The sequence below is a fragment of the Pontibacillus sp. ABV4_188 genome (assembly GCF_056311905.1).
Map to the genome: position 1 here is coordinate 3,611,679 of NZ_CM149975.1, position 21,865 is coordinate 3,633,543.

A 21,865-nucleotide genomic window follows, 5' to 3' on the forward strand; every position below is an offset into this window, starting at 1 on the left:
AGAATTCTACTTTATATTTATAGGTATAGGAGGTGTATGAAATGAAAAACGTTCTTCAACTGCAAGTGATGCAAGCCGAGAAGCCAGTTCGTTCAATAGCGTCTTGGAGTGTTTCTAGCTGTGATTCTAACAGCTGTAACGATGCTATGAAGTAATTCTCATTCCTTATTAAGGGATTAGCATAATAAACAGGAGGTGAACGCAATGAAAAACATTCTACGACTACAAGCCATTCAATCTGAAAAGCCAGTTCGTTCAGTTGCATCTTGGAGCGTTTCTAGCTGCGATTCTAACAGCTGTAACGAAGCTATGAAATAATTCATTATACTTACTAAATAGATGTATGACTTACGTTTATTGAAGGTATAAGAAATAATCTGTATTTAAAGAGAGATAGCAAAGGCTGTCTCTCTTTTTCAAAATGAAGGAGGCCCAACCATGGAATTTGAAGGATTGCATCAACATTTCGCACGTTATGATAGCGAAACTTATGAATCACCCAATCACTACTTCCCTAATGATGATTTACTTAGATTAGCCAAAACTCTTGTTCCTTTAGATTGGAGAACATCAAGAACAAATTTATGGTACCATGTTAAGCCATCTAATGGCTTGCAATCTTTACCGGTCCAAGGGTGGAAAATTCATGTATCAGCTATCCCCAGTCAATGTAAAGAGATTTTATCAGTTGTGATCCCTCTTTGTATTGAACATAACATCCCCTTCAAATTTTTGGTCGATATTCAATCCCTATATTACTTTACAGGTAAAATCCAACGACGTGGTGGAAGCGGGAAGTTCTTTACGATTTACCCTGCTGATGAGGAACAATTCATATCATTTATGGAAGTCCTTTATCAGAACCTTAAAGGATATAGCGGACCCTTTATCTTATCGGACAGAAGATATAAAGATTGCAAGGTGCTCTATTACCGTTACGGCGGAATAAAAGAGGTTAAATCACCTACTGTATCAGGTGAAAGTTCTTACAAGATTTATGATCCTGAAGGGAATTTAATTGATGATTCTAGAAATCCATTCTTTATGCTTCCTGAAGGCATCATTGACCCATTTGTTCACGAAGAAGAGGAGGAAGATGCAGGCATTTCCCTGAATAATGGACGTTACCTAATACAAAGTGTATTGCATTATTCCAATTCCGGCGGTGTCTATAAAGCAATAGACTCCACGACAGATCGTACAGTCGTTATTAAAGAAGCTAGACCTGGTACGGTAAATAAAGAAAATGGTGAGGATGCTACAACAAATTTGAGGAGAGAATTTGAGATTCTTCAATCGATCCAAACCTATGAGATCGCCCCTACCCCTATTGACTTCTTTAATGAGTGGGAGCATTCGTATTTAGTGGAAGAATTCATATCAGGACTTAACTTAGGACCTTATTTCACCCAGCATACCCCTTTTGTCAAAGTAGTGCGTACGCAAAAAGACAGCCAGGACTACGTTGGTAAGATGCTTACCATTTTCAAAAAGCTATCACAAAGTATTTATAAGATCCACCAAGATCAAATCGTGATCAGCGACCTTTCTGCAACGAATATCTTAGTTGACGAAGAAACACTAGATATTCGGTTAATTGACTTAGAAGGAGCATGGCGGAAAGGACAAGACGAGCCGACTGGAATGAGAACGCCGGGTTATTCGGATGTAAGAACCTTTTATAAGAACGAAGGAGAAGTGAATGATGTATACGGTTTTGGCTCAGTTATGCTGTTTTCACTATTTCCATTTAACAATTTACTCGAGCTAGATCACTCCAAGAAGGGATATCTAATTGATACAGTAGGAGCTAAGATCGGTTATCCAAATGATTTATTAAATCTAATAAAAGAATGTATGCACGAAAATCCTTCTGAGCGACCTACTATGGAAAGTGTATGCCAAAGAATTAAAGCTGTCGCGACCCATTCTGTTACATATCAACCTAAGCAGCAGCTATCCGCATCTGATATCGCTAAACTGAATACAGAACTAAAAATTGATATAGAAGAGTTAGTCCAGTACATTGAGAAATCCGCTGATTATACAAGAGAAGATCGCCTCTTCCCTTCTGATCCGACTGTATTTGGTACAAATCCTTTAAGTCTAGCTTATGGGGCTCTTGGAATTGCCCATGCTCTAAAAACAATCAAAAATTCTGTCCCTAAAAAGCTTACTTCATGGATTTTACTAAAGGATCTTAATATCGAAAGTTACCCTCCCGGTCTCTATATCGGGTTATCAGGAGTTGCTTGGGGATTCAATACATTAGGCCTACAAGATGTTGCAGAGCATGTGCTAAGAAGTACCCGAAACCACCCTCTTCTTTATAAACAAGGGGACGTGTTTTACGGTCTCTCAGGGTATGGACTTTCTTGCTTGCATCAATACTCCATAACGAAAGATGAAGAATGGCTAGATGAGGCTAAAAAAGCAGGGGATTGGTTACAAGAACATGCACTTGAAAATGAGAGCGGTAGCCGCTATTGGGTCGATATAAACGGAGAGTCTTGGACAGGTTATGCATGCGGGTCTAGTGGAATTGCCCTATTCCTTCTCTATTTAAGTAAAGCATCCGGCTCACAAGAGTACTTCACCTTAGGAAGAGCTGCCCTTGACCACGAACTGGAATTATTAGTCAAGAGTGAGGAAGGATACTACAGCACAAAAAGAGGCACCGTTCATGAAGCACAGGATAATGTGCTGAGCCACTACTGGATTGACGGAAGTGCTGGCGTCATTACAGCACTTATTCGCTATTATTATGTAACTAAAGAGGAGAGGTATAAGAGTTACCTAGACCTCCTAATCCCTGATATTTGCAAAGAATACACAATCTACCCTAATCTCTTTCAAGGCATGGCCGGACTCGGTAATGTCCTTATTGACGCCTATCAATTTTTGGGTGAGGAATCGTATTTACAAGAAGCCTATCAAATCTATGAAAATATGAGGTTGTTTGAACTCAATCGACCTGAAGGAAAGGTATACCCTGGAGAACGTCTATGGAGGATTTCCACTGATCTTGCCACAGGTTCGGCAGGGGTAGCACTATACTTCCATCGACTGTTACATCATGATAAACCATTCAACAATTTTAATTTTACAGTAGATGAGTTGTTAGATGTTAAATCTTCCGAAGTAGCCCGCCCTCTTGTTCGAAACTAATGATAAGGGATTAAACAAGAAAGGAGGGATTTGATGGATTTAACCCTGTTTCGTAATAGAAGCTTAGTAACCCTCTGGACGGGTCAGACGATTTCCATAATAGGAGACGCCTTCTTCAACCTAGCTGTCATGTGGGTTGTATTTGAGCAAACATCTTCCGTTTTAAGTAGTGCTATGGTAGGTGTGATTTGGCATCTAAGTAGCGTCATCTTTGCTCCACTGGGAGGTATTCTGGCAGATAGATTTGATCGGAAGAGACTCCTAGTGGGTATCCATTTGACATCAGCTCTCGTAACAGTTTCGTTAGGGGTCACGACACTTGCAACAGGAAGCCTCCCCATCGCCTTTGCCTATATCTCTATTGTGATCGTAAATGCATTGGGGATCTTCACTTACCCTGTTGAATCGTCCATCATTCCTGACATTGTTGAGAGGAAACAGCTCCCACAAGTCTCTGGTCTTTTCACCACGATTGCCAAAACAGCTAGCTTGTTAGGCACTGCCCTTGCAGGATTCATGGTAGCCGGAGTCGGAGCAGGATGGGCATTAAACATTGATGCCTTATCCTACATTCTGGTTGCTTTATGTATTGTCTTCATGAAGATTCCTAAAAGGGAATCAGACAGCCAGCATGAAGATGGATCTAAGAAGAAACTTTCTTACAAATTGAATATCGTCAAGGACCTAAAGAGCGGTCTCTCTTATATTTGGGATATGCGAATTATACGTAGCATTATCATCCTAAGCATCTTAGTTAATGTGGCTGGATTTATAGGTGTCCTATACCCTGCCCTTGTACAAACTCAATTGAATGCGGATGCCACTATATTCGGAACCCTTCAAGCTGTTGCAGTTGTGGGCGGTATTTTAGGCGGGATAGTAGCAGCTAATCTTGGCAATAAAATTAAGATTGGTCACCTTTTATTCGTTTCTTGGTTAATAGCAGGCTTATGTACAATTGGGATTGGTTTATCTTCCCTAATATGGGTGACAAACGCGTTGTTATTTACCCGAACGCTCTTTATTACCGTTAGCTCTGTCCACCTGTACACGATCCAAATTTCAATCATTGAAACCAGTTACAGAGGAAGAGTGGATGGTTTAAAGAGAAGTCTTTCCACAATACTCATGCCGCTTAGTACACTTGCAGCAGGTATACTAGGTGACATCATTGGAGTTAGTATTTTGTTCGTGGTGTCAGGTATATTAACAATTTCCGTCTCCATCCTCTCCTTAACCATGCCTGATATAAGAAATGCCCACTTACTTATTGAAGAACAAGTTAAAGAAGATGAAGAAAAAAGTACATTGCAAGCACAAGGAACATAAGAACGGGACGGAGGGACAGGTACATTGTCCCCTTCTCTTTAATACTATGGAATTAAAAAAACCTCTTGATCGAGCAATTGATCAAGAGGTTTTTTGGCATAACGCCTTTTATATGGTTACTCAAGTACAGAAGATTACCAGTAGTTTCATACTTTCCGGGACAGTGAACCCGTCCCTATGTCCCTGTCCCTTTGTTCCGCCTTAAAAGTACATTCGTTGACACTTAAAGGAGCGTAATATATCATGCTAACCACTAAATATTAATTTAGTGGTTATACAAATGATAGAAATAACAGAATCAAGGAAACTCAACATCAATTTTAGGAGGTAGAAACATGGAAAATCACAATACGATTAGCGTAGAGGAGTTTAAGCAAAGACAACAATCAATCACGTTAGAAGGCGTCGTGGAAGACCCCGTGAAAGTCAATTATACAGACGTAGGCTCAGGCACGCCGATTGTACTATTGCATGGCATCCCAACCTGGTCTTATTTGTATCAGAGTGTAATTCCGAAGTTGGAAAAAGGCTACCGCGTCATTGCACCTGACCTTCTCGGCTATGGTTCGTCTGATCAGCGTGATCAGTTTGATCGTTCCCTTCAAGTACAAGCAAACATGGTCATTAAGCTCTTGGATGAATTGGGATTAGATGAAGTGAATGTGGTTGCCCATGATATAGGCGGAGGAGTTGGTTTACTACTCGCTCATAATGAACCAGACCGAATAAATAAACTCGTCCTCTCAAACAGTGTCGCCTATGACTCCTGGCCAATTGAACCAATGTTGAAGATGGGTCACCCGTCTAGAAAGAATGATTCTCTTCAAGAATTAGAAGCCTTTCTAACGCAGGCGTATGAAGGGATGTTCTCTAACCAAGATCAGCTAACGGAAACCTTTTTACAAGGAATCATGGCGCCGTATTTACATGAAGAAGGTAAGTTGAGTCTTGTCCGTAATGCTGCGGCATTGAATACCAACGAAACAACTGCACTCACAGCTAAGCTTTCCAACATTCAAGTCCCTGTGCTCCTATTATGGGGCGAGAATGACTCTTGGCAGCCGGTAGAAACGGGTGAAAAATTGGTGAACGATTTACCTAATAGCACATTAGTCAGATTTAACGCTGCCCACTGGGTACCTCAAGAAGCACCGGAACAATTCGCGGCAGAGATTAAGAAGTTCATATAATAGAAACTCTAAAATAGTATGGATATAAAACAAATAAGCAGCGCCTAGAGGCGCTGCTTTACGTTTGTCTGGACAGAGGGACAGGTACGTTGTCCCTCCTTTCTTTCGATTTCTCTAATAAAACACACCTATAAAACGGGACAAGGAACCCGTCCCTGTGTCCCTAATTCAGATGTGGGGACAAGGTACCTGTCCCCGCATCCCATTACGTTGATTGCTTTAGTGTGCCTTTTACCATGACTCGGTCTTTTCCATCCATTGTGCAGGTAATAAGGGTGATTTCCTTTTGATCTTTATGGTCCTGCAACACTTCCGTCTTAGTAGGAGCGATGACTTTAATATCCGTTATTTCATACACAAATGTTTGATCGCCTTGATGTAGGAGAATCTCTTCCCCTGTTTTTACTTTCGGCAAATTTCGAAAGTGTCTGTTTGCTCGATATCCACGGTGGCCGGCAATAGTAAAGTTTCCTTCACCAGGCTTCTGATCTGCCTTGATTTGCGTGAGGGCTATGCTCAAATTTTCAAGCGTAGTGTCTGGAAGTACCATTTCCTTTACTTGAATGGATGGGATCTCTAATTCTAATACGTCCGATAATTGTTCTTCTGAAATGGGTAAATCCTTAGACGAGAGGGAAAGTTCCTCGCCTTGCTCCTGTGAAACGGCTACAGTGTCCAGTGCCTTTTCAAGAGCTTCAACTTTTTGATTTTGCTTCCATTCATAGATGAATGGAATGGATATGAGAATGGCACCCATAATCACCAACGCTACCCCCATAATAGATGGCTTTCTCTTCATTCCATTCATCCTTTCTTTGAAATTACTCTGCTACTCTTCTCCTTCTAACAATCAACATGGATCCTGTTCCGATAAATCCAAGGCCGATATAAAGAAGGTAACGTAACCATTGTTCGCCAGTCTGAGGAAGCTCATCGGAGCTGACCTCATCATCTTGGTGTTGATCTCCTTTTCCAGAAGCATCTGTTGAGCTGTCATCTGTTGTCGGAGATGAATCTTCATCTGTTTTTGTATCTTCTTCTTTAACTTTTTGTTGCTTGTTCTGTACAGTGACTCTTTCAGCTTCTTCTTGATCCGCTGTTATCGTAAACGAAATTGGATCTTCTCGCTTCACGTAGCCAGCTGGTGCTTTCGTTTCTTCTAAGTGATAATCTCCAACAACTAAATCGTTCACAGTAATGGAACCATCTTCACCTGTCGTGACCGTAATGACCACTTCACCATCTGCATTCACAACTTCAAATACAGCGCCTGCTAGCGTTTCGTCGGTGTCTTCGTCTACTTTCACGATCGTGACAGCTCCACGTTTACGTTTGTTCTCCATTTTCACCTCAGTAATCTCATCTGGGTTCATGCGTATCTCAAAAAAGACAGGAGTCTCATCGAGCAAGTAGTCTACAGGTGCGTTCGTTTCTACGAACTGGTACTTACCTGGCTTTAAGCTTTCAACTACGACTAAGCCATCTGCGTTCGTCACAAGATCAGACTGTAACAGATTCCCCTGTTCATCAAGGAGGTTAAATGTCGCGTCCTCTAAAGGATTGTTCTTTTCTCCTACTTTCAACAGTTGAACAGATCCTGTTTTTAGATCGTTGGTTGCTTCAACGGTTATACGTTCCGTCTGTCCAAGCTTAATTTCAAACGGAATTGGCTTTTCATTAAGAACATATCCATCTAACGCTTTCGTTTCTACGAATTGATAGTTACCCGGTTTCAACTCGGAAACGACGATTTTGCCTTCTGCATTGGTTGATAGATCAGAGTGAATCGTCTCTCCGTCTGTTGTTTCCAGATCGAATTTGACGCCTTCTAAGACTTTTCCTTCGTCACCAAGAAAAGCATTGTCCTCACCATATTTCGTTAATTCCACTGAGCTTGTGCTACGCTCATTTTCACTTGTTACCATTACACCTTCTTCATTAAAAGAAATCGTAAATGGTACAGGAGTTTCATTCAAGTCGTGACCAAATGGTGCTTTTGTTTCAACAAACTGATACTGGCCTGGCTTCAAGCCGGAAACCGTAATTTCTCCACTATCTGAAGTGGTTAAACCAGCCTCTAACTCATTGCCTTCAGCGTCTAATAGTTTAAACTCAGCTCCCATTAAAGGTTCGTTATCTTCCCCTATTTTGCTTAAGGTAACAGAACCGGTTTTAAGTTCGTTAATGGCATTTACTTTGGTTGAACTCTTTTGACCTAATTTGATTGTGAAGGATATGGAATCTTCAAGAAGTAGGTATCCGTCAATTGTTTCTGTTTCCTCGAAAGTATACGATCCTGGTTTCAGACCACCTACTACAATCTTCCCTTCTTCATTAGTCTTCAGTTCATCTCTCACCACTCTGCCATTCTTACCTAACAGCTTAAAGGTAACACCTTCTAACACTTTTCCTTCGTCACCAAGAAAAGCATTGTCCTCACCATATTTCGTTAATTCCACCGAGCTTGTGCTTTGCTCATTACCACTTGTGACCTTTACGGTTTCTTGTGGATCAAAAGAAATCGTAAATGGTATAGGGGTTTCATCCAAGTCGTGGCCAAATGGCGACTTTGTTTCGACGAGCTGATAGTTGCCTGGCTTTAAGTCTTCAATTACGACTAAGCCGTCCGTATTCGTTGTAAGATCAGATTGCAACAAATTCCCCTGTTCATCGAGTAGTTTGAATGTCGCGCCCTCTAAAGGCTCGTTGTCTTCTCCAACTTTCAACATCTGAACAGAACCTGTTTTCAGGTCATTGGTTACTTCCACGGTTGTACTCTCTGTCTGTCCAAGCTTAATTTCAAACGGAACTGGTGTCCCATCAAGAACATATCCGTCTAACGTTTTCGTTTCTACAAATTGATAGTTACCTGGTTTTAAGTCGGAAACGACGATCTTTCCTTCTCCATTAGTTGATAGATCAGACTGAATCGTCTTCCCGTCTAGTGTTTCCAGGTCGAACATGACCCCTTCTAATACTTTCCCCTCGTCACCAAGGAAAGCATTATCTTCTCCATATTTCGTTAATTCCACTGAGCTTGTGCTGCGCTCATTCTCGTGTGTCACTGTAATGGTTTCTTCTTGATCAAAAGAAATCGTAAATGGTACAGGAGTTTCATTCAAGTCGTGACCAAATGGCGGTTTTGTTTCGACAAATTGATAATTGCCTGGTTTCAAGTCTTCAACCGTAATGCTTCCATCAGCTGAAGTGGTTAAACCAGACTGTAATTCATTGCCTTCCCCGTCTAGTAACTTGAATTCAGCACCTTTTAAAGGTTCCTTATTTTCTCCTACTTTGTTTAGGGTAACAGAACCTGTTTTAAGGTCATTTACGGCTTTTACTTCAGTTGCCTCTGTTTGCCCTAATACAATGGTGAAGGAGATGGGGTCTTCGAGAAGCTGGTATCCATTTAATGTGTCTGTTTCCTGGAACGTGTATGTGCCAGGTTTTAAATCATTCACTACGAGCTTTCCTTGTGCATTAGTTTTCAGTTCATCTTTAAGTATCATGCCATTCTCGTCTAGCAGCTTAAAGATGACACCTTCTAATACTTTCCCTTCGTCACCGAGGAAAGCATTATCCTCACCATATTTCGTCAATTCCACAGAAGATGTGCTTAACTCATCATTTTGAGAAACTGTGACAACTTCTTGTGGATTAAATGGAATCGTGAATAGTACAGGGGACTCATTCACTTCATGACCAAATGGCGCCTCTGTTTCTACAAATTTATAATCCCCAGGAGCCAGATCATTAACTGTAAGCTTTCCATCTTCCTCAGTCTTCAGATCGGTTTGGATCACCTGGCCATCTTTACTTAGAAGCTTGTAAACCGCTCCTTCTAATACATTACCTGCTTCACTTTTTTTCGTAAGTTCAACAGAACCTTTACGTTGTTCATTTGTAAAGGTAATCGTGCTATAGGTGGTTTGATCCTTACTAATCTTGAACGATTTCGGGCTGGTATTCAGTTCATAACCAACCGGTGCTTTCGTTTCAATAAATTGATAGGAGCCTGGTTCTAAATCTTCAACAACAAGTTTTCCATCGGCCTCTGTTGTTAACCCTGTCTGAACCTCGTTCTCTTCTTCATCAATTAATTTAAATACAGCGCCCTCTAATACATTTCCAGTTTTCTTGTCTTTTTTCGTTAATTGGACGCCTTGTTTCACTTCATCATTGTTTACAGTAATAGTGTTTCCATTTTTCACGGGATCTTCTTTGTCATAGGCTTGATCGATTGTAATAGTAGTGCTTCCGTTTTGCTTAACATACCCTTCTGGTGCTTCATCCTCAACGAGCACATAACTTCCGTATAGCAAGCGCTCGAAAAGAACTTCCCCGTCGCTATTTGTAGTTTTAGTGCCAATAACCGTGCCCGTTCCTGCATCCTTTAAGGTAAATACGGCACCTTCTAAGCTAGTTCCAGTTTCTGAGTCTTTTTTCGTCACGGTGAGAGCCCCTACTTCTCCGGTTCCGTCACCGTATGCAGCTGTACGCTTAACCGTAATAGAAGAACTCGACTCATTCGTGACCTCTTCAATCGATTCTCCGTTAAAAGAAATGTTGTTAGATACTGTTTCTTGTGGCGGAGCCAAGATTAAAGATTGGTATTCTAAGATATACGGCTCGTTAATTTCATTACTAAACTGAAGAGTAAACGAGTCCGGATCTTGGGAGAGATTTAATGTGTAATCCACGCCTCTTTCTAGCGCTTCTCCCTTCGTTACCGATCCATTCGGGCTTACAGACGTCTTGTATAGCGTAAATGAGTTTTCTAGTAAGGCTTGGTTTGTACTTGGGTTATCTGTAATAGTAGCGTTTGAAACTTGAGACTGTGCATAGTTGATGCCAACTCGCCAATTGATAATCTTCCCGTCTTGGCTACCTGTTTTATTCGTATATTTGCCACCATAAGGAATGTTTACTACTGCAGAATAACTAGTTTCCTTAGCTCCATCATTCCACAAGGAGGCGGTATTTGAGTAAGTAGCGTTGACCAGGTCCAAACCACTCAAGCTCGTTTTATACGTAATCTGATAAGGAGCATTAATCGAATTAGTGAACTGGACTTTAAAGCCAGGATTTCCAGCCCCATCTGTATCATCGACTATCTTATACTCGCTTGGGTCTACCAACTCTCTTTGTTCTGTACCATTGGCCCCACCTGTCAGATTCATCTTATACACTTTGATCGTATCTTTCAGGAGGATTTGGTTCCCTTCGATATAATCTCGAACCTCGGCATTATTTAGCGTCTTTAAGTTGTAGTTGATTCCGATGTTCCATGTAATTTCTTTCGTTGTGGCGTCATAGGAACCATTCTTGAAGCCGTTGGATTTTGTATAGGTGTCTGGTGTAAACTTTCTGTTAACCGTTTTTGTTCGATCTTCGTTCTCCGCATCCTTCCAATTCAGGTCTACTTTATTGTTAAGGTAATCTTTATTCTTATCACTTCTAGCCTCATAATTGAAATCTGTCGTAAAACTCAGCGTCACTTTACCCGTGATCTGATTCAAAAATACAATGGAGAATCCATCCCCATTCTCAGTAAGGGTAAAATCTGAACCTTCTTCTAACGTAGTCCCATCTTCCTTAATCACTAGTGTATTTGCTTTGAAAGTTAGCCCTTGATTTGTGAAAACGTCTGTTAGTGTGACGTTATTCATTTCTTGCTTATCTTTGTTAAATGTAATGGTCCATGGGACGGTTTTATCCCCGTAGTTTGGAGTGCCCAGGCTTTTAAATAAAATTTGCTGGTTCACATTTCGGCTCGCCGAACGGCTTACGCCACCTGTTTCTACTGTGTTTGTAATCTTCTCTGATTCGAAAACGCGTTCAGATGCCTTCGTTTTATAGGTAATCTTATAGGCCGCGTCTACATCTTCATCAAACTGGAACGTAAACCCGTTTTTGTCGCCTTCTGTTTTAGGAGTCATGGTATAATTCGTGAAATTTTCTGTGCCTGATTCGTTTCCGTTACCATTAATGGTAACTTTACTGACAGAGAATGAATCGCTAATGAGCTCCTGACTCCCTGTAAACAAATCTTCTAGCACCGCATCTTGTTGAGCGATTGTTTTTTCATTGTAGTTATACTTGATTTGCCATTCGATTGTTTGTGTAACAGAATCGTACCCGATAGCTTTCTTCTCAAGCGGGCTGCCACGTTTAACGTTCACACGGGCACTGGCATTATCGACTACATTTCCATCTGACAGTAATGTTGCGTCGTTTGTGAATGATGTTTTGTCTTGGTCTGTCAACGTAGTCGTGTATTTCAACCTATACGCCGTTTGAATGTCATCGTTGAATTCAATCGTAAAGTCCCCACCATTTACTTGACCCACAGAATAACTTCCGGAGCCAACTAAATCTCCTTCTGTTACAGTGCCATCCAGCTGGGTTACGAGCTTGTAGACTTGCAGACTACCTGGTTTTAAGGTCTGTCCTGCCTGGATGGGGTCTTGTAGAACAGCGTTAGAAAGTGTTTTCAATTGTTTATTAAAATCGACGGTCCAATTAATTTCTTCAGCGTTATAGGAGTTCCCTACAGTAGCGCCACTTTTAACAACGCTCTTACCTCCTGGACTAAAGTCTAACGGAATAGTAATGGATGCTCCGTCTTTAATTGGCTTTACTTGAATTTCTTTATCTTCTGTGACAATGGTCTCTTCACTTAACTCTGTTAAGACTTGAAGCTTCCCATTAATATTAGAATACTGCTCAATAAACTCTGTAAAAAGAATCGTCGCGTTCCCGTTTTCATCGATGGAGAAATATCCAATTGTTTCACCATTAAACGTAAGGGGAACATCATCTACGGCATTATAAACCTCAAGTTCTGGTGGTATTGTGAAGTTAAATTGAGCACCAGCTTTGTACCCATGCCCATTCTCTAACGCCCACTTATAATCAATAGCAATAACCGTATCAATGCCTGCCGCGTCTCCATCATAAGATAAAGAGGCTTCAGTCAGAATGTTTTCTGTTATAGCTTCACCGGCAAGAGCTTTTAACTCTCCCAGTGTCTTAGGAGAACTCTCACTTTGCTGTTTTAATTCCTCACATTTTTGTCCTTCTTCTTTAGCAGAAGATTCTGTGTCTTCTGTTACAGCATGATCTTCACACAGATCAGACTGATCCTGCTCAGAGTTCTCATCTGTCTTCCCTTCTGAGAGCTCTTGATCCTCTGTGCTGGAGTTTTCATCCTTACTTTCTTTCTCTTGTTTTGTACCATCTTTTTCTGTTGACTCTGGATCCATTCCAGCTTCCGCATTTTCTTCTGAAGCGTCTCTTGTGTTCTGCTCAGAGGTTGAATCGGTCACTCCATCGTTTGCATCCTTAGAGTCATTAGGAGTATCCGTTCCCTCTTTTGTACCTTCTTCTTTGGTTTCATTTGTTTGTTCTTCATTAGAGACTTCCTGTTGATCCGATTCTTTTGAAGAGGAGTCGCTAGTCTCCGTTTTTTCTGTTTGATTTTCTGTTTTCCCTTCTCCTGAAGTTGAAGTTGGCTGTTCTGTTTCATCTGGAGAAGTTCCATCCGTTTTTTCAGTAGTATTTTTCTTGGTTTCTTCTTGTGTGGTTTCAGTGGTGGCCGTTTCTGCATTTGAATTATGCTCTGGCGATGAGGTTGTTACATCTTTAGTAGATTCTGAGGATGATCCGTTAGTAGGTTTAGTTGTCGAATCATTGGTAGTGGTAACCGTAGGTGTGTCCTGGTTTAATTGAGTTGTATCTTGTGCATGGAATGTAAATGAGCCATTTCCATCTGGGTAGTTATGTATCTCTTCGTTAAAAAGGAGAGTTACATTACCTGCTTTCTTTATTTCATAGCTTCCTACGATAATGTCACTTATCGTTAGAGACCCTTTTTGAGTAGTTGGGATTTTTAGTCGTTCAGGCAACTGTTTCACATAAGGTGTGCCCTCGGTAATGACCATCCCTTCTACAGACCAATTGGTTCGATAAGAGTCTGTGGTTCCTTCCTGTGTGACATCTTTCACTACAGATTCTTGAGCATAAATAGTTGGTGTAAAGCTAAAGGAGCTCGTTGTCATCTGAAATAAAAGCATCACAGCAAAAAACAATGAAAATACTCTCTTCATTTCTTATTACCTCCTTCAATTGTCAAGGTGCGTCCATAAACGATTCCTATCAATCTCGCACAAAAAATATGCTAGATTTCTATTGGAACAATTTATTCAACACCTTCATCATAACATTACTTGAGGACTTTTTATCATAAAAAAAGAAAAAAATGGTTTGTTAAAGTGGGACATAGGGACGGGTACCTTGTCCCACTCCTCCTTACCATTATGTAATAAAAAAACCCTTCTTGATCGAACATTCGATTAAGAAGGGTTTCTTAAATCACAACGCCTTTTGTAGGGACAAGGAACCCGTCCCTATGTCCCTGATCCCTCTCTTAGATTCGGGATGATAAAAAGAGATACGAGTAATGCCAAGGCTGGAAATAGAACATTATAAACCGTTAAATGAAGTGAGGAATAAATCGTAATGGATTGCACAAGTTCAATAATAAGGTTGGCTATTAAGGTAACCACAGGCGCCACCCAAACTCTTTTAACTTTAACAGAGGTCAACACCCCCACCCCTATGACAATTATCGGTATAATAACAAGCTGTAATAAAAACGGATCCATCATTCCCCTCCTTTTCTTATCTATCAAGAATAGTTTAAGAGATTGTACTATAAAGATTTTTCCCCCTCAATATTAATTCCAACATTTGATAGATTAGTCCTCTTCCGCTTATTTTAAACTGAATAATTTATACCTTTTTTCATAAAAATGGTTGAGTTAAACATTATTATCCAGTATATTCGGTTCCATCACCGGTGATCATATTTTACTTTAGAGGAGATGAAGAAATGAGAAAAAAACTATTGAATCTAGCAGGAATATTTATCACACTAGTATCCATCGTAGGATTCACTCCAAATATGACCGTTGCGGCTTTCTCTCACCAAGATGGTGATATCCTTGTTACGAAAGATACTTCTGTAAAAGGATTAACTGGGCACACAGGAATTGTTGTAAATGGTGGGGAAAACGTTGTTCACATTCAAGACGTAAACAGCAACCCAGAACGGATCAGCATTTCAGAATGGTACAGTAAGTATGATTCGACAAAGGTTGTTCGTCCAGATAGCCATGCAATTGGCGATGACGCTGCTGCCTATGCCCTTAATTATTTCTATTGGGGATCTGGTAAATATAAAGATTACTCTATTACACCTAACCCTAAAGACATGACATATACATATTGTTCCGAGCTAGTATGGACTAGCTACTATGAAGGAGCAGAGTTCGAATACGAAACGCTTGTAACGACACCAAGTCGATCTTATTGGGACACACCTTCTATAATTTATCCGTATAATTACACAAACTCGTATTACCAATCCCATAATGGCTTCGATACAGTAAGGTCTGTGAACTGGTAATCTCTCAAGTGTACCGAGGGAACAGGTTCCATCTGTATGTTTAGCTCTCACCTTCTTGGCAATCCACATAAAAAGAAGCACAGGATTATTTCCTGTGCTTCTTTTAGTCTATGTCTATTAATCCTCTCTACACCAACAATTCAAATACGTATTGATTTCTTTCATATCAAAGGCTTGTTGTATCATAAATCAGATGCGGGGACAATGTACCTGTCCCCAAGTCCCATGTCCCCAAGTCCCATTAATAGTTCACAGCATCCAACGAGTTAATTACCCCATGTTCAAAATAAGTCCCTGTACCCGAAATCGGATCAGCCGTTTCTTCAATCGCTTCTCTTATTTCACTGTTGCTGCGCCCTTGACTTGCTAACAAGGCAGCTAAACCAGCTACATGAGGCGAAGCCATTGAGGTCCCTGACATATAGGCGTATCCACTATATGGCATCGTCGAAGCGATACTTACGCCTGGTGCTGTTACATCGACCCACGTTCCGTAATTCGAGAAGGAGGCTTTCTGGTTGTAGCGGTCGACTGCTCCTACAGCAATCACGTTGCTATAAGAAGCAGGTTCAAATGTAGTGGAAACCCCATCATTTCCAGCCGCTGCTACTAAAACGGATCCACTATTCCACGCATAATTCACAGCATTTTTAAGAGTAGTCGTACTACAGTCACAGCCAAGGGACAAGTTGATTACTTCTGCTCCTGAGTCTGCAGAATACTTAATCGCATCAGCAATATCAGCGAGAGAGCCACTTCCATTTGCATTCAGTGCACGAACTGCAAGGATTGATGTATTTGGAGCCATACCAGCAACACCTGCTGAGTTATTCGTTTCGGCAGCAGCTGTACCGGCTACGTGCGTACCATGATCATTTAAATCCATTGGATCATAATCATTATCCACAAAGTCGTATCCTCTGATGGTCTTGTCATTTAGATCAGGATGGTTATAATCAACGCCAGAATCAATAATAGCTATTTCTTGTGAGGCACTTCCCTTCGTAATATTCCATGCAGCTTCCGTATCTGTATTCTGCGGCCCATATTGGTAACCAGCATAATACGTATCATTCGGTGTCCACGTTGCTTCAAAAAGGTAATTCGGTTCAGCATACTCAACTAATGGGTTTTTGTTTAAAGCTTTCACTACGGCTTCTACATTTCCCACCTTCAATACTTTAAATTCTGATTTAACTGCATCTGTATCAGGAACTTCAGTAGCCCCCATACCCTTTAAAAGTTGACCCTTCGCTTTCCCTGGGGTATTCTTCTTGAATTGAACCACGACTTCTCCTTTTACAAAAGCTCCTTTTTCTTTTTGGACATTGATTTCCTTAATTTGCTTTGGCTGATCAATGTCATCCTTAGGCGCAGCCTCCACCAGTGCAGGTGATACCAACATCGTAACCGCTAACGATAAACCAGCAAGCTTCTTCATCTTCATTTTCATTAACTCATTCCTCCCTAATAGATTCGGTCTAACTTATGGTTAAAATTACACACATAGACCCTATAAACCTCTTCCTACGCTTTGGGAAACATGAAGCGATAAAGAAGGATTAAGAGGTAGAAGTCAGGGAGCATTTATTAAAAAAAGAACGATTTCATGTAAATACTGGTAAAACGTTTGTTTATACACCTCAAATAAACCGATTTGTATACCTGGGGTGTACTTGAACGATGTCATCTTTCCAAAACGTCTTAAATTCTGTATGTTTGCGCAAATTTGTTATTCTAGATTTACGAGCCAGCGCTGTATTTCTATATTCAAAAAAGAGAGGTTGCCATAAGCAACCTCTCTATGTACTAGAATTATTATTTTTACGCTTAAAATAAACCACAATATAAGCAATCATCCCAATTAGTAAGGGAAAATTCACTAAGATCACTTCTGGATTGGAAAGGTTGCTATATGTAAATACATAATAGAACCAAGTAATATGTATTACTAACAGAAAAACAAATACTACTGGGCTATAGATCCTAATAGGACCTCCCTCCTTTATTACAGAAAGTAAAGCGGAAGCGTGGGAATTCACGCTTCCTTTGGGACGCAGGGACGGGTACCTTGGCCCACTTCTTCTTACCAGTATGTAACAAGAAACCCTTCTTGATCAAACATTCGTTTAAGAAGGGTTTCTTAAATCATAACGCCTTTGGTAAGGCTTCTTAAATATAGAAGAGTACTAGCTTACCGGGACAATGAACCCGTCCCTATGTCCCTTTACCCTCGCCCCATGATTTGTAATTCAAAAGTCACGCTTCTTCTACCTCTCTAATCGACCAATCCTTAAGACTTTATGACCTAGTAAACGGCTCAGAATAAATGGTATGCTTTTCGAATGCTTGAATGCAATGAAGGAACATTCATTCAGCATGTCATGATTACCATTACGGGACCTGTTCCCAATCGGCCAACAGAACCTTTCTTGTTGAATGGCTCTGTCTGACCTCTAGTGAGAATTTCACAACAAATACCCAGATGAACTAGAGTTAGGAGAGATAGCATGGAAACCTTATACTACGGTGGCGACATTATTACAATGGAGCAAGAAAACGAAGAAGTAGAAGCTGTTTTAGTGAGAGATGGGAAGATTCAACGGAAAGGATCAAAGGTTGAGCTTGAAGCACAAGCCAACGAATCTGTAAAACGAATCGACCTTAAAGGGAAGACGCTTATGCCTTCCTTTATTGACCCACATGGACATATTTCATTTGTCGGGCCAGTCGAGCAGATGGCCAACCTTAGCGAATGTACAACTTTTGCTGAGATACAACACACTTTAGAAACTTATATGAAAAACTATCACCAGGACGCTAGTATACCTGTGATTGGATTTGGCTATGATCCGACACGGTTAGAAGAAGAACAGCATCCAACGAAAGAGATTCTGAATGCAGTCTCTAGGACGGTGCCAATTTTCATCCTACATGCTTCCGGACATTTGGGATGCGGCAATGATAAAATTTTAGAAGTAGCAGGGATTACACAAGATACGCCAGATGAAGATGGCGGCACAATCGGACGTGTTAAAGGGAGCCTTGAGCCAAACGGTTATTTGGAGGAAGGCGCTATGAAGCCGGTCCAGCAAGCTTTCTCCGGTGGAAACGTGGATCACTTCAAAATAGCTGAACAGGGTCAGGATGTTTATATTAAGAACGGCATTACAACGGTCCAAGACGGGGCTAGCTCCAAACAGACCGTACAGCTCTTTCAAGCGCTAGCACAACAGGAGAAACTTCAGATTGATGTCGTCTCTTACCCGACGATGGACGGGGGAGGCCGTGAGATCATGAAGGAGAACCCCGACTATGCAAAGACTTACCACAATCGTTTTAAGATTGGTGGTTACAAAATCTTCCTCGATGGAACGCCACAAGGGAAAACAGCTTGGCTTACAGAACCTTATGAAGGTGAAGACAGTTATCGAGGTTACCCGTGGTATACCGATGAAGAGGTGAAAGCTTACACCACAGAAGCCATCGAAGACGGCGCTCAACTCTTAACTCATTGCAATGGGGACGCAGCCTCAGATCAGCTTCTCACCTTGTACGAACAAGCATTAGAAGCATCCGATCGAGCAGATAAAAACGACCTCCGCCCTGTTATGATTCACTGCCAGACCGTACGGAATGACCAACTCGATCAGATGGCCCGTATTCAGATGATCCCATCTATCTTTATGGCTCATACGTACTATTGGGGAGATGTGCACCTGAAGAATCTAGGCGACAAAAGAGGACGTCGGATCAGCCCGGCCCGCTCTGCGCTAGACCGTGGCTTATGTGTGAACTTCCACCAGGATCCTCCCGTACTAAAACCTGATATGCTTCATACAATCTGGTGTGCCGTCAACCGCCAGACAAGATCAGGTGCAGACATCGGTCCTGAAGAACGCGTGAGTACGTATGAAGCCCTACAAGCAGTTACCACTCATGCAGCTTATCAGTATCATGAAGAACATGAGAAAGGAAGCATTCGTGAAGGGAAACTAGCTGACCTTGTTGTGTTAGACCAGAATCCGCTCAAGGTTGATCCTTATTCTATTCGAGATATACAAGTGGTAGAGACGATTAAAGAAGGGAAGAGCATTTATCGGGCTTGAAGCGCAGGGACGGTTCTAGTGCTTCCCCCAACCAATATTTTCATATAGTATGGGAAAAGAAGAACTGAAATCGTCCCTGTGCTTCTTTTATAAATACTTATTAAGGATGTTTAAAATTGAAAACAGCATTGAAAATAATTATTATGGTTGTATATTTGTTTCTCTTAAATTACTTACCCAATGTATATGGCATACCAAGGGATAAGAATTTTATTATTGTAGTTTTACCTTTAACCATAGGCGGAATATTTTTGATCAATTATCTGTTCGAAAATAAAATAAAAACACGATAACGGTCCAGGGGGACAGGTACCTCGTCCCTTCGTTCCACTAAATATTGGTTGTACTCTTCTCTTAATACATTGTATTTATTCGACTAACATACCAAAAGCAGACTGGATTCCAGTCTGCTTTTTTGTGTGGGACACAGGGACCCTGCTAAGAAATCTCTTCTTAATCTAGCGTTAGACTCAGAACGCTTTTTTGGGCGTAGGAGCAGTTGTGCTTCTTTCTTTCTAGAGTACACGTGTGGGGACAATGAACTTGTCCCTATGTCCCCATAAATCCTCATTCTTTGCTATAATTAAACTATAACTTACAAAATGTTACATATTTTTTCACAAAATGATAATAGAAAGTGGGATACAGAATGTCTTTCTTAAAAAATGTTTTCAATATCTTAACAGATAAAAGAGAAATTAAAGAGCCTGAGATTTATAAAGAATTTAACGAAAAGTCACCTTTAATTACAAACTTAACTACATTGGCAGAAGATCAAGCACCGAACGTCGATTTAAAGAAAGTGGAAAGCCATTTAAAATTGTTTTCCATAGGGCAAGCAGGTGAGAAAAACGTCCTATTTGAGTTACAAAATTCAATGCTTCCCATGCTGGTTCTTCATGATGTATATCTTGAATATGAGGATTACCAGGCTCAGTTAGATTTCGTTATCATTACTCATAAATTCATTATGGTTCTAGAAGTTAAAAAATTATTTGGCAATATACATATTACCGATAAAGGTGAATTCCAACGAGTGATAAAGAAGAATAATAAAACCATCAACAAAGAGGGTATGTATAGCCCGATCAACCAAGTAGAAAGACATGTAGCCATTCTCGAAAAAATTCTTAAGGATCAAAAAGCAATTCAAAAGTGCCCAGTCAAATATGCGGTTACGTTCGCAAATCCTAAAACCATTCTAGACATTTCTAAAAAAGCTCCTGCAAGTATACACTCAAGTGTTATTCGACATGATCAAATCAAGTCATTTATAAAAAGTGAATTAGATGTAAAGTCCCCTGTATTTATGGCAGATCACCATGTCTATAATATTGCAGATACAATCTTAAAGTATAGTAAAGAAAAGCCCTTTAACATTGAGGATTACATACTAGATAAATCGCATACTCCACAGAAAGAGTTAACAAACGAGCAACCTATTGCAAATGATAGGAGTAACAGTAGTGATGATGAAAATATAAAAAAATCACTATCAACTTTTCGTTCAAGACGATCAAAAGAGCTTAACGTCAAACCTTATCTAATATTTACAAATAAAATATTAGATAGTCTCATAGAGAGGAAACCAGAAACAAAAGATCAACTATTAGAGATCGAAGGGATTGGCCCTAAAAAGGTAGAGGAATTTGGTGAGGATCTATTGGCTATTATAAATAACAATCATACCGATGATCACGTAGCCAAAAAGCCGGATCCAAAAATACAGTCGCAAAATCTCAGCAGAGAAGGAATAAAAACAGCTTTAACTGACTTTCGAACCAAACGTTCAAAAGAGTTAAATGTGAAACCTTTTTACATTTTCACAAATAACACTTTAGAATTTATTCTCGATAAGCAACCTGAAACGATTAAAGAACTTTTAGAGATAGAAGGAATTGGACCCAAAAAGGCCGAGGATTATGGTCAGGAAATTTTAGATATTGTAAAAACCAAGAATTAATGGGACACAGGGACGGGTACCTTGGCCCACCTCTCTTTAAATCCATGGTATATAAAAAACCTTCTTGAACGATCAGAAGCTCAAGAAGTTTTTTTAGCAGAAGGCCCATTGTGCCGCCTAATTAAGGTGTTATATTCACTGGGAGGAAGCACGGGGACCGCCCTTGTGTTTCCGAAAAAAAGAGCTCTTTCCTATTAGGAAAGAGCTCTTTCGTATGATTTATTTTTTCACAACGTTAGCTGCTTGTGGTCCACGGTTTCCTTCTTCTGTATCGAAAGAAACGGCTTGACCTTCTTCTAGCGTTTTAAAGCCTTCTTCTTGAATTGCAGAGAAGTGAACGAATACATCGTCTCCACCTTCTACTTCAATAAATCCGAAACCTTTGTCTGCGTTAAACCATTTTACTGTACCGTTATTCATTTCAATTCCTCCACGTGCTGTTTGCACGAATATTACCATTCTTGCTCTACCAATTTCTTAAGATGCTTCAAATACTCATGATTATTAATCCGAACAACAATTAGTTAATTACCACTATAGCATAGCTTTGGAGCATACGATATGAATCATCGTGCTCAGATTTACTTAAGAAACACGGGACTTCCTCTCTTACATTTCACCAGAGCAAGCACGCGAA

The 21,865-nt window shown here is 40.4% G+C and carries 11 protein-coding genes; 6 read left to right on the forward strand and 5 right to left on the reverse strand.

The window, feature by feature from the left end; translation table 11 throughout:
- Positions 1 to 438 precede the first annotated feature (438 nt).
- The 3 genes from lanKC to ACYX4O_RS18275 all read left to right on the forward strand — a co-directional run bounded on the left by lanKC (position 439) and on the right by ACYX4O_RS18275 (position 5,687).
- Positions 439 to 3,168 (forward strand): class III lanthionine synthetase LanKC, encoded by a 2,730-nt coding sequence (lanKC, locus tag ACYX4O_RS18265; RefSeq protein ID WP_476352933.1) that lies wholly within the window; start codon positions 439 to 441, stop codon positions 3,166 to 3,168.
- Between the two features lie 33 nt (positions 3,169 to 3,201).
- Positions 3,202 to 4,497 carry an MFS transporter gene (locus tag ACYX4O_RS18270; protein WP_476352934.1) on the forward strand — a complete coding sequence of 432 codons (1,296 nt, stop codon included), beginning with the start codon at positions 3,202 to 3,204 and terminating at the stop codon, positions 4,495 to 4,497.
- A gap of 335 nt (positions 4,498 to 4,832) precedes the next feature.
- Complete coding sequence (locus ACYX4O_RS18275; RefSeq protein WP_476352936.1) at positions 4,833 to 5,687, forward strand: alpha/beta fold hydrolase; 855 nt, start codon at positions 4,833 to 4,835, stop codon at positions 5,685 to 5,687.
- Between the two features lie 205 nt (positions 5,688 to 5,892).
- Here ACYX4O_RS18275 and ACYX4O_RS18280 read toward each other — a convergent pair whose 3' ends face one another.
- The 3 genes from ACYX4O_RS18280 to ACYX4O_RS18290 form a co-directional block, all read right to left on the reverse strand.
- Positions 5,893 to 6,486 (reverse strand): class D sortase, encoded by a 594-nt coding sequence (locus ACYX4O_RS18280; protein ID WP_476352938.1) that lies wholly within the window; start codon positions 6,484 to 6,486, stop codon positions 5,893 to 5,895.
- A 22-nt stretch (positions 6,487 to 6,508) separates the two neighbouring features.
- On the reverse strand, positions 6,509 to 13,795 hold the full coding sequence (locus ACYX4O_RS18285) for a SpaA isopeptide-forming pilin-related protein (RefSeq protein WP_476352940.1): 7,287 nt from the start codon (positions 13,793 to 13,795) through the stop codon (positions 6,509 to 6,511).
- Positions 13,796 to 14,095: 300 nt separating this feature from the next.
- Positions 14,096 to 14,353, reverse strand: a complete 258-nt coding sequence (locus ACYX4O_RS18290) for a hypothetical protein (protein ID WP_476352942.1) — start codon at positions 14,351 to 14,353, stop codon at positions 14,096 to 14,098.
- 227 nt (positions 14,354 to 14,580) lie between these two features.
- On the opposite strand from ACYX4O_RS18290, the gene ACYX4O_RS18295 reads away from it, so the two are divergent.
- The gene (locus ACYX4O_RS18295) at positions 14,581 to 15,156 is read left to right on the forward strand and encodes a hypothetical protein (RefSeq protein WP_476352944.1); all 576 of its coding nucleotides are present in this window, start codon (positions 14,581 to 14,583) and stop codon (positions 15,154 to 15,156) included.
- Between the two features lie 241 nt (positions 15,157 to 15,397).
- Here ACYX4O_RS18295 and ACYX4O_RS18300 read toward each other — a convergent pair whose 3' ends face one another.
- Positions 15,398 to 16,609 carry a S8 family peptidase gene (locus ACYX4O_RS18300; protein ID WP_476352946.1) on the reverse strand — a complete coding sequence of 404 codons (1,212 nt, stop codon included), beginning with the start codon at positions 16,607 to 16,609 and terminating at the stop codon, positions 15,398 to 15,400.
- 1,057 nt (positions 16,610 to 17,666) lie between these two features.
- Between ACYX4O_RS18300 and ACYX4O_RS18305 the strand changes: the two genes are divergently transcribed.
- Positions 17,667 to 19,265, forward strand: a complete 1,599-nt coding sequence (locus tag ACYX4O_RS18305; protein WP_476352948.1) for an amidohydrolase — start codon at positions 17,667 to 17,669, stop codon at positions 19,263 to 19,265.
- 649 nt (positions 19,266 to 19,914) lie between these two features.
- Positions 19,915 to 21,228, forward strand: a complete 1,314-nt coding sequence (locus ACYX4O_RS18310) for an HRDC domain-containing protein (RefSeq protein ID WP_476352950.1) — start codon at positions 19,915 to 19,917, stop codon at positions 21,226 to 21,228.
- A 219-nt stretch (positions 21,229 to 21,447) separates the two neighbouring features.
- Here ACYX4O_RS18310 and ACYX4O_RS18315 read toward each other — a convergent pair whose 3' ends face one another.
- Positions 21,448 to 21,648: a cold-shock protein gene (locus ACYX4O_RS18315; protein WP_476352952.1), complete on the reverse strand. Its 201-nt coding sequence runs from the start codon at positions 21,646 to 21,648 to the stop codon at positions 21,448 to 21,450.
- Positions 21,649 to 21,865 lie beyond the last annotated feature (217 nt).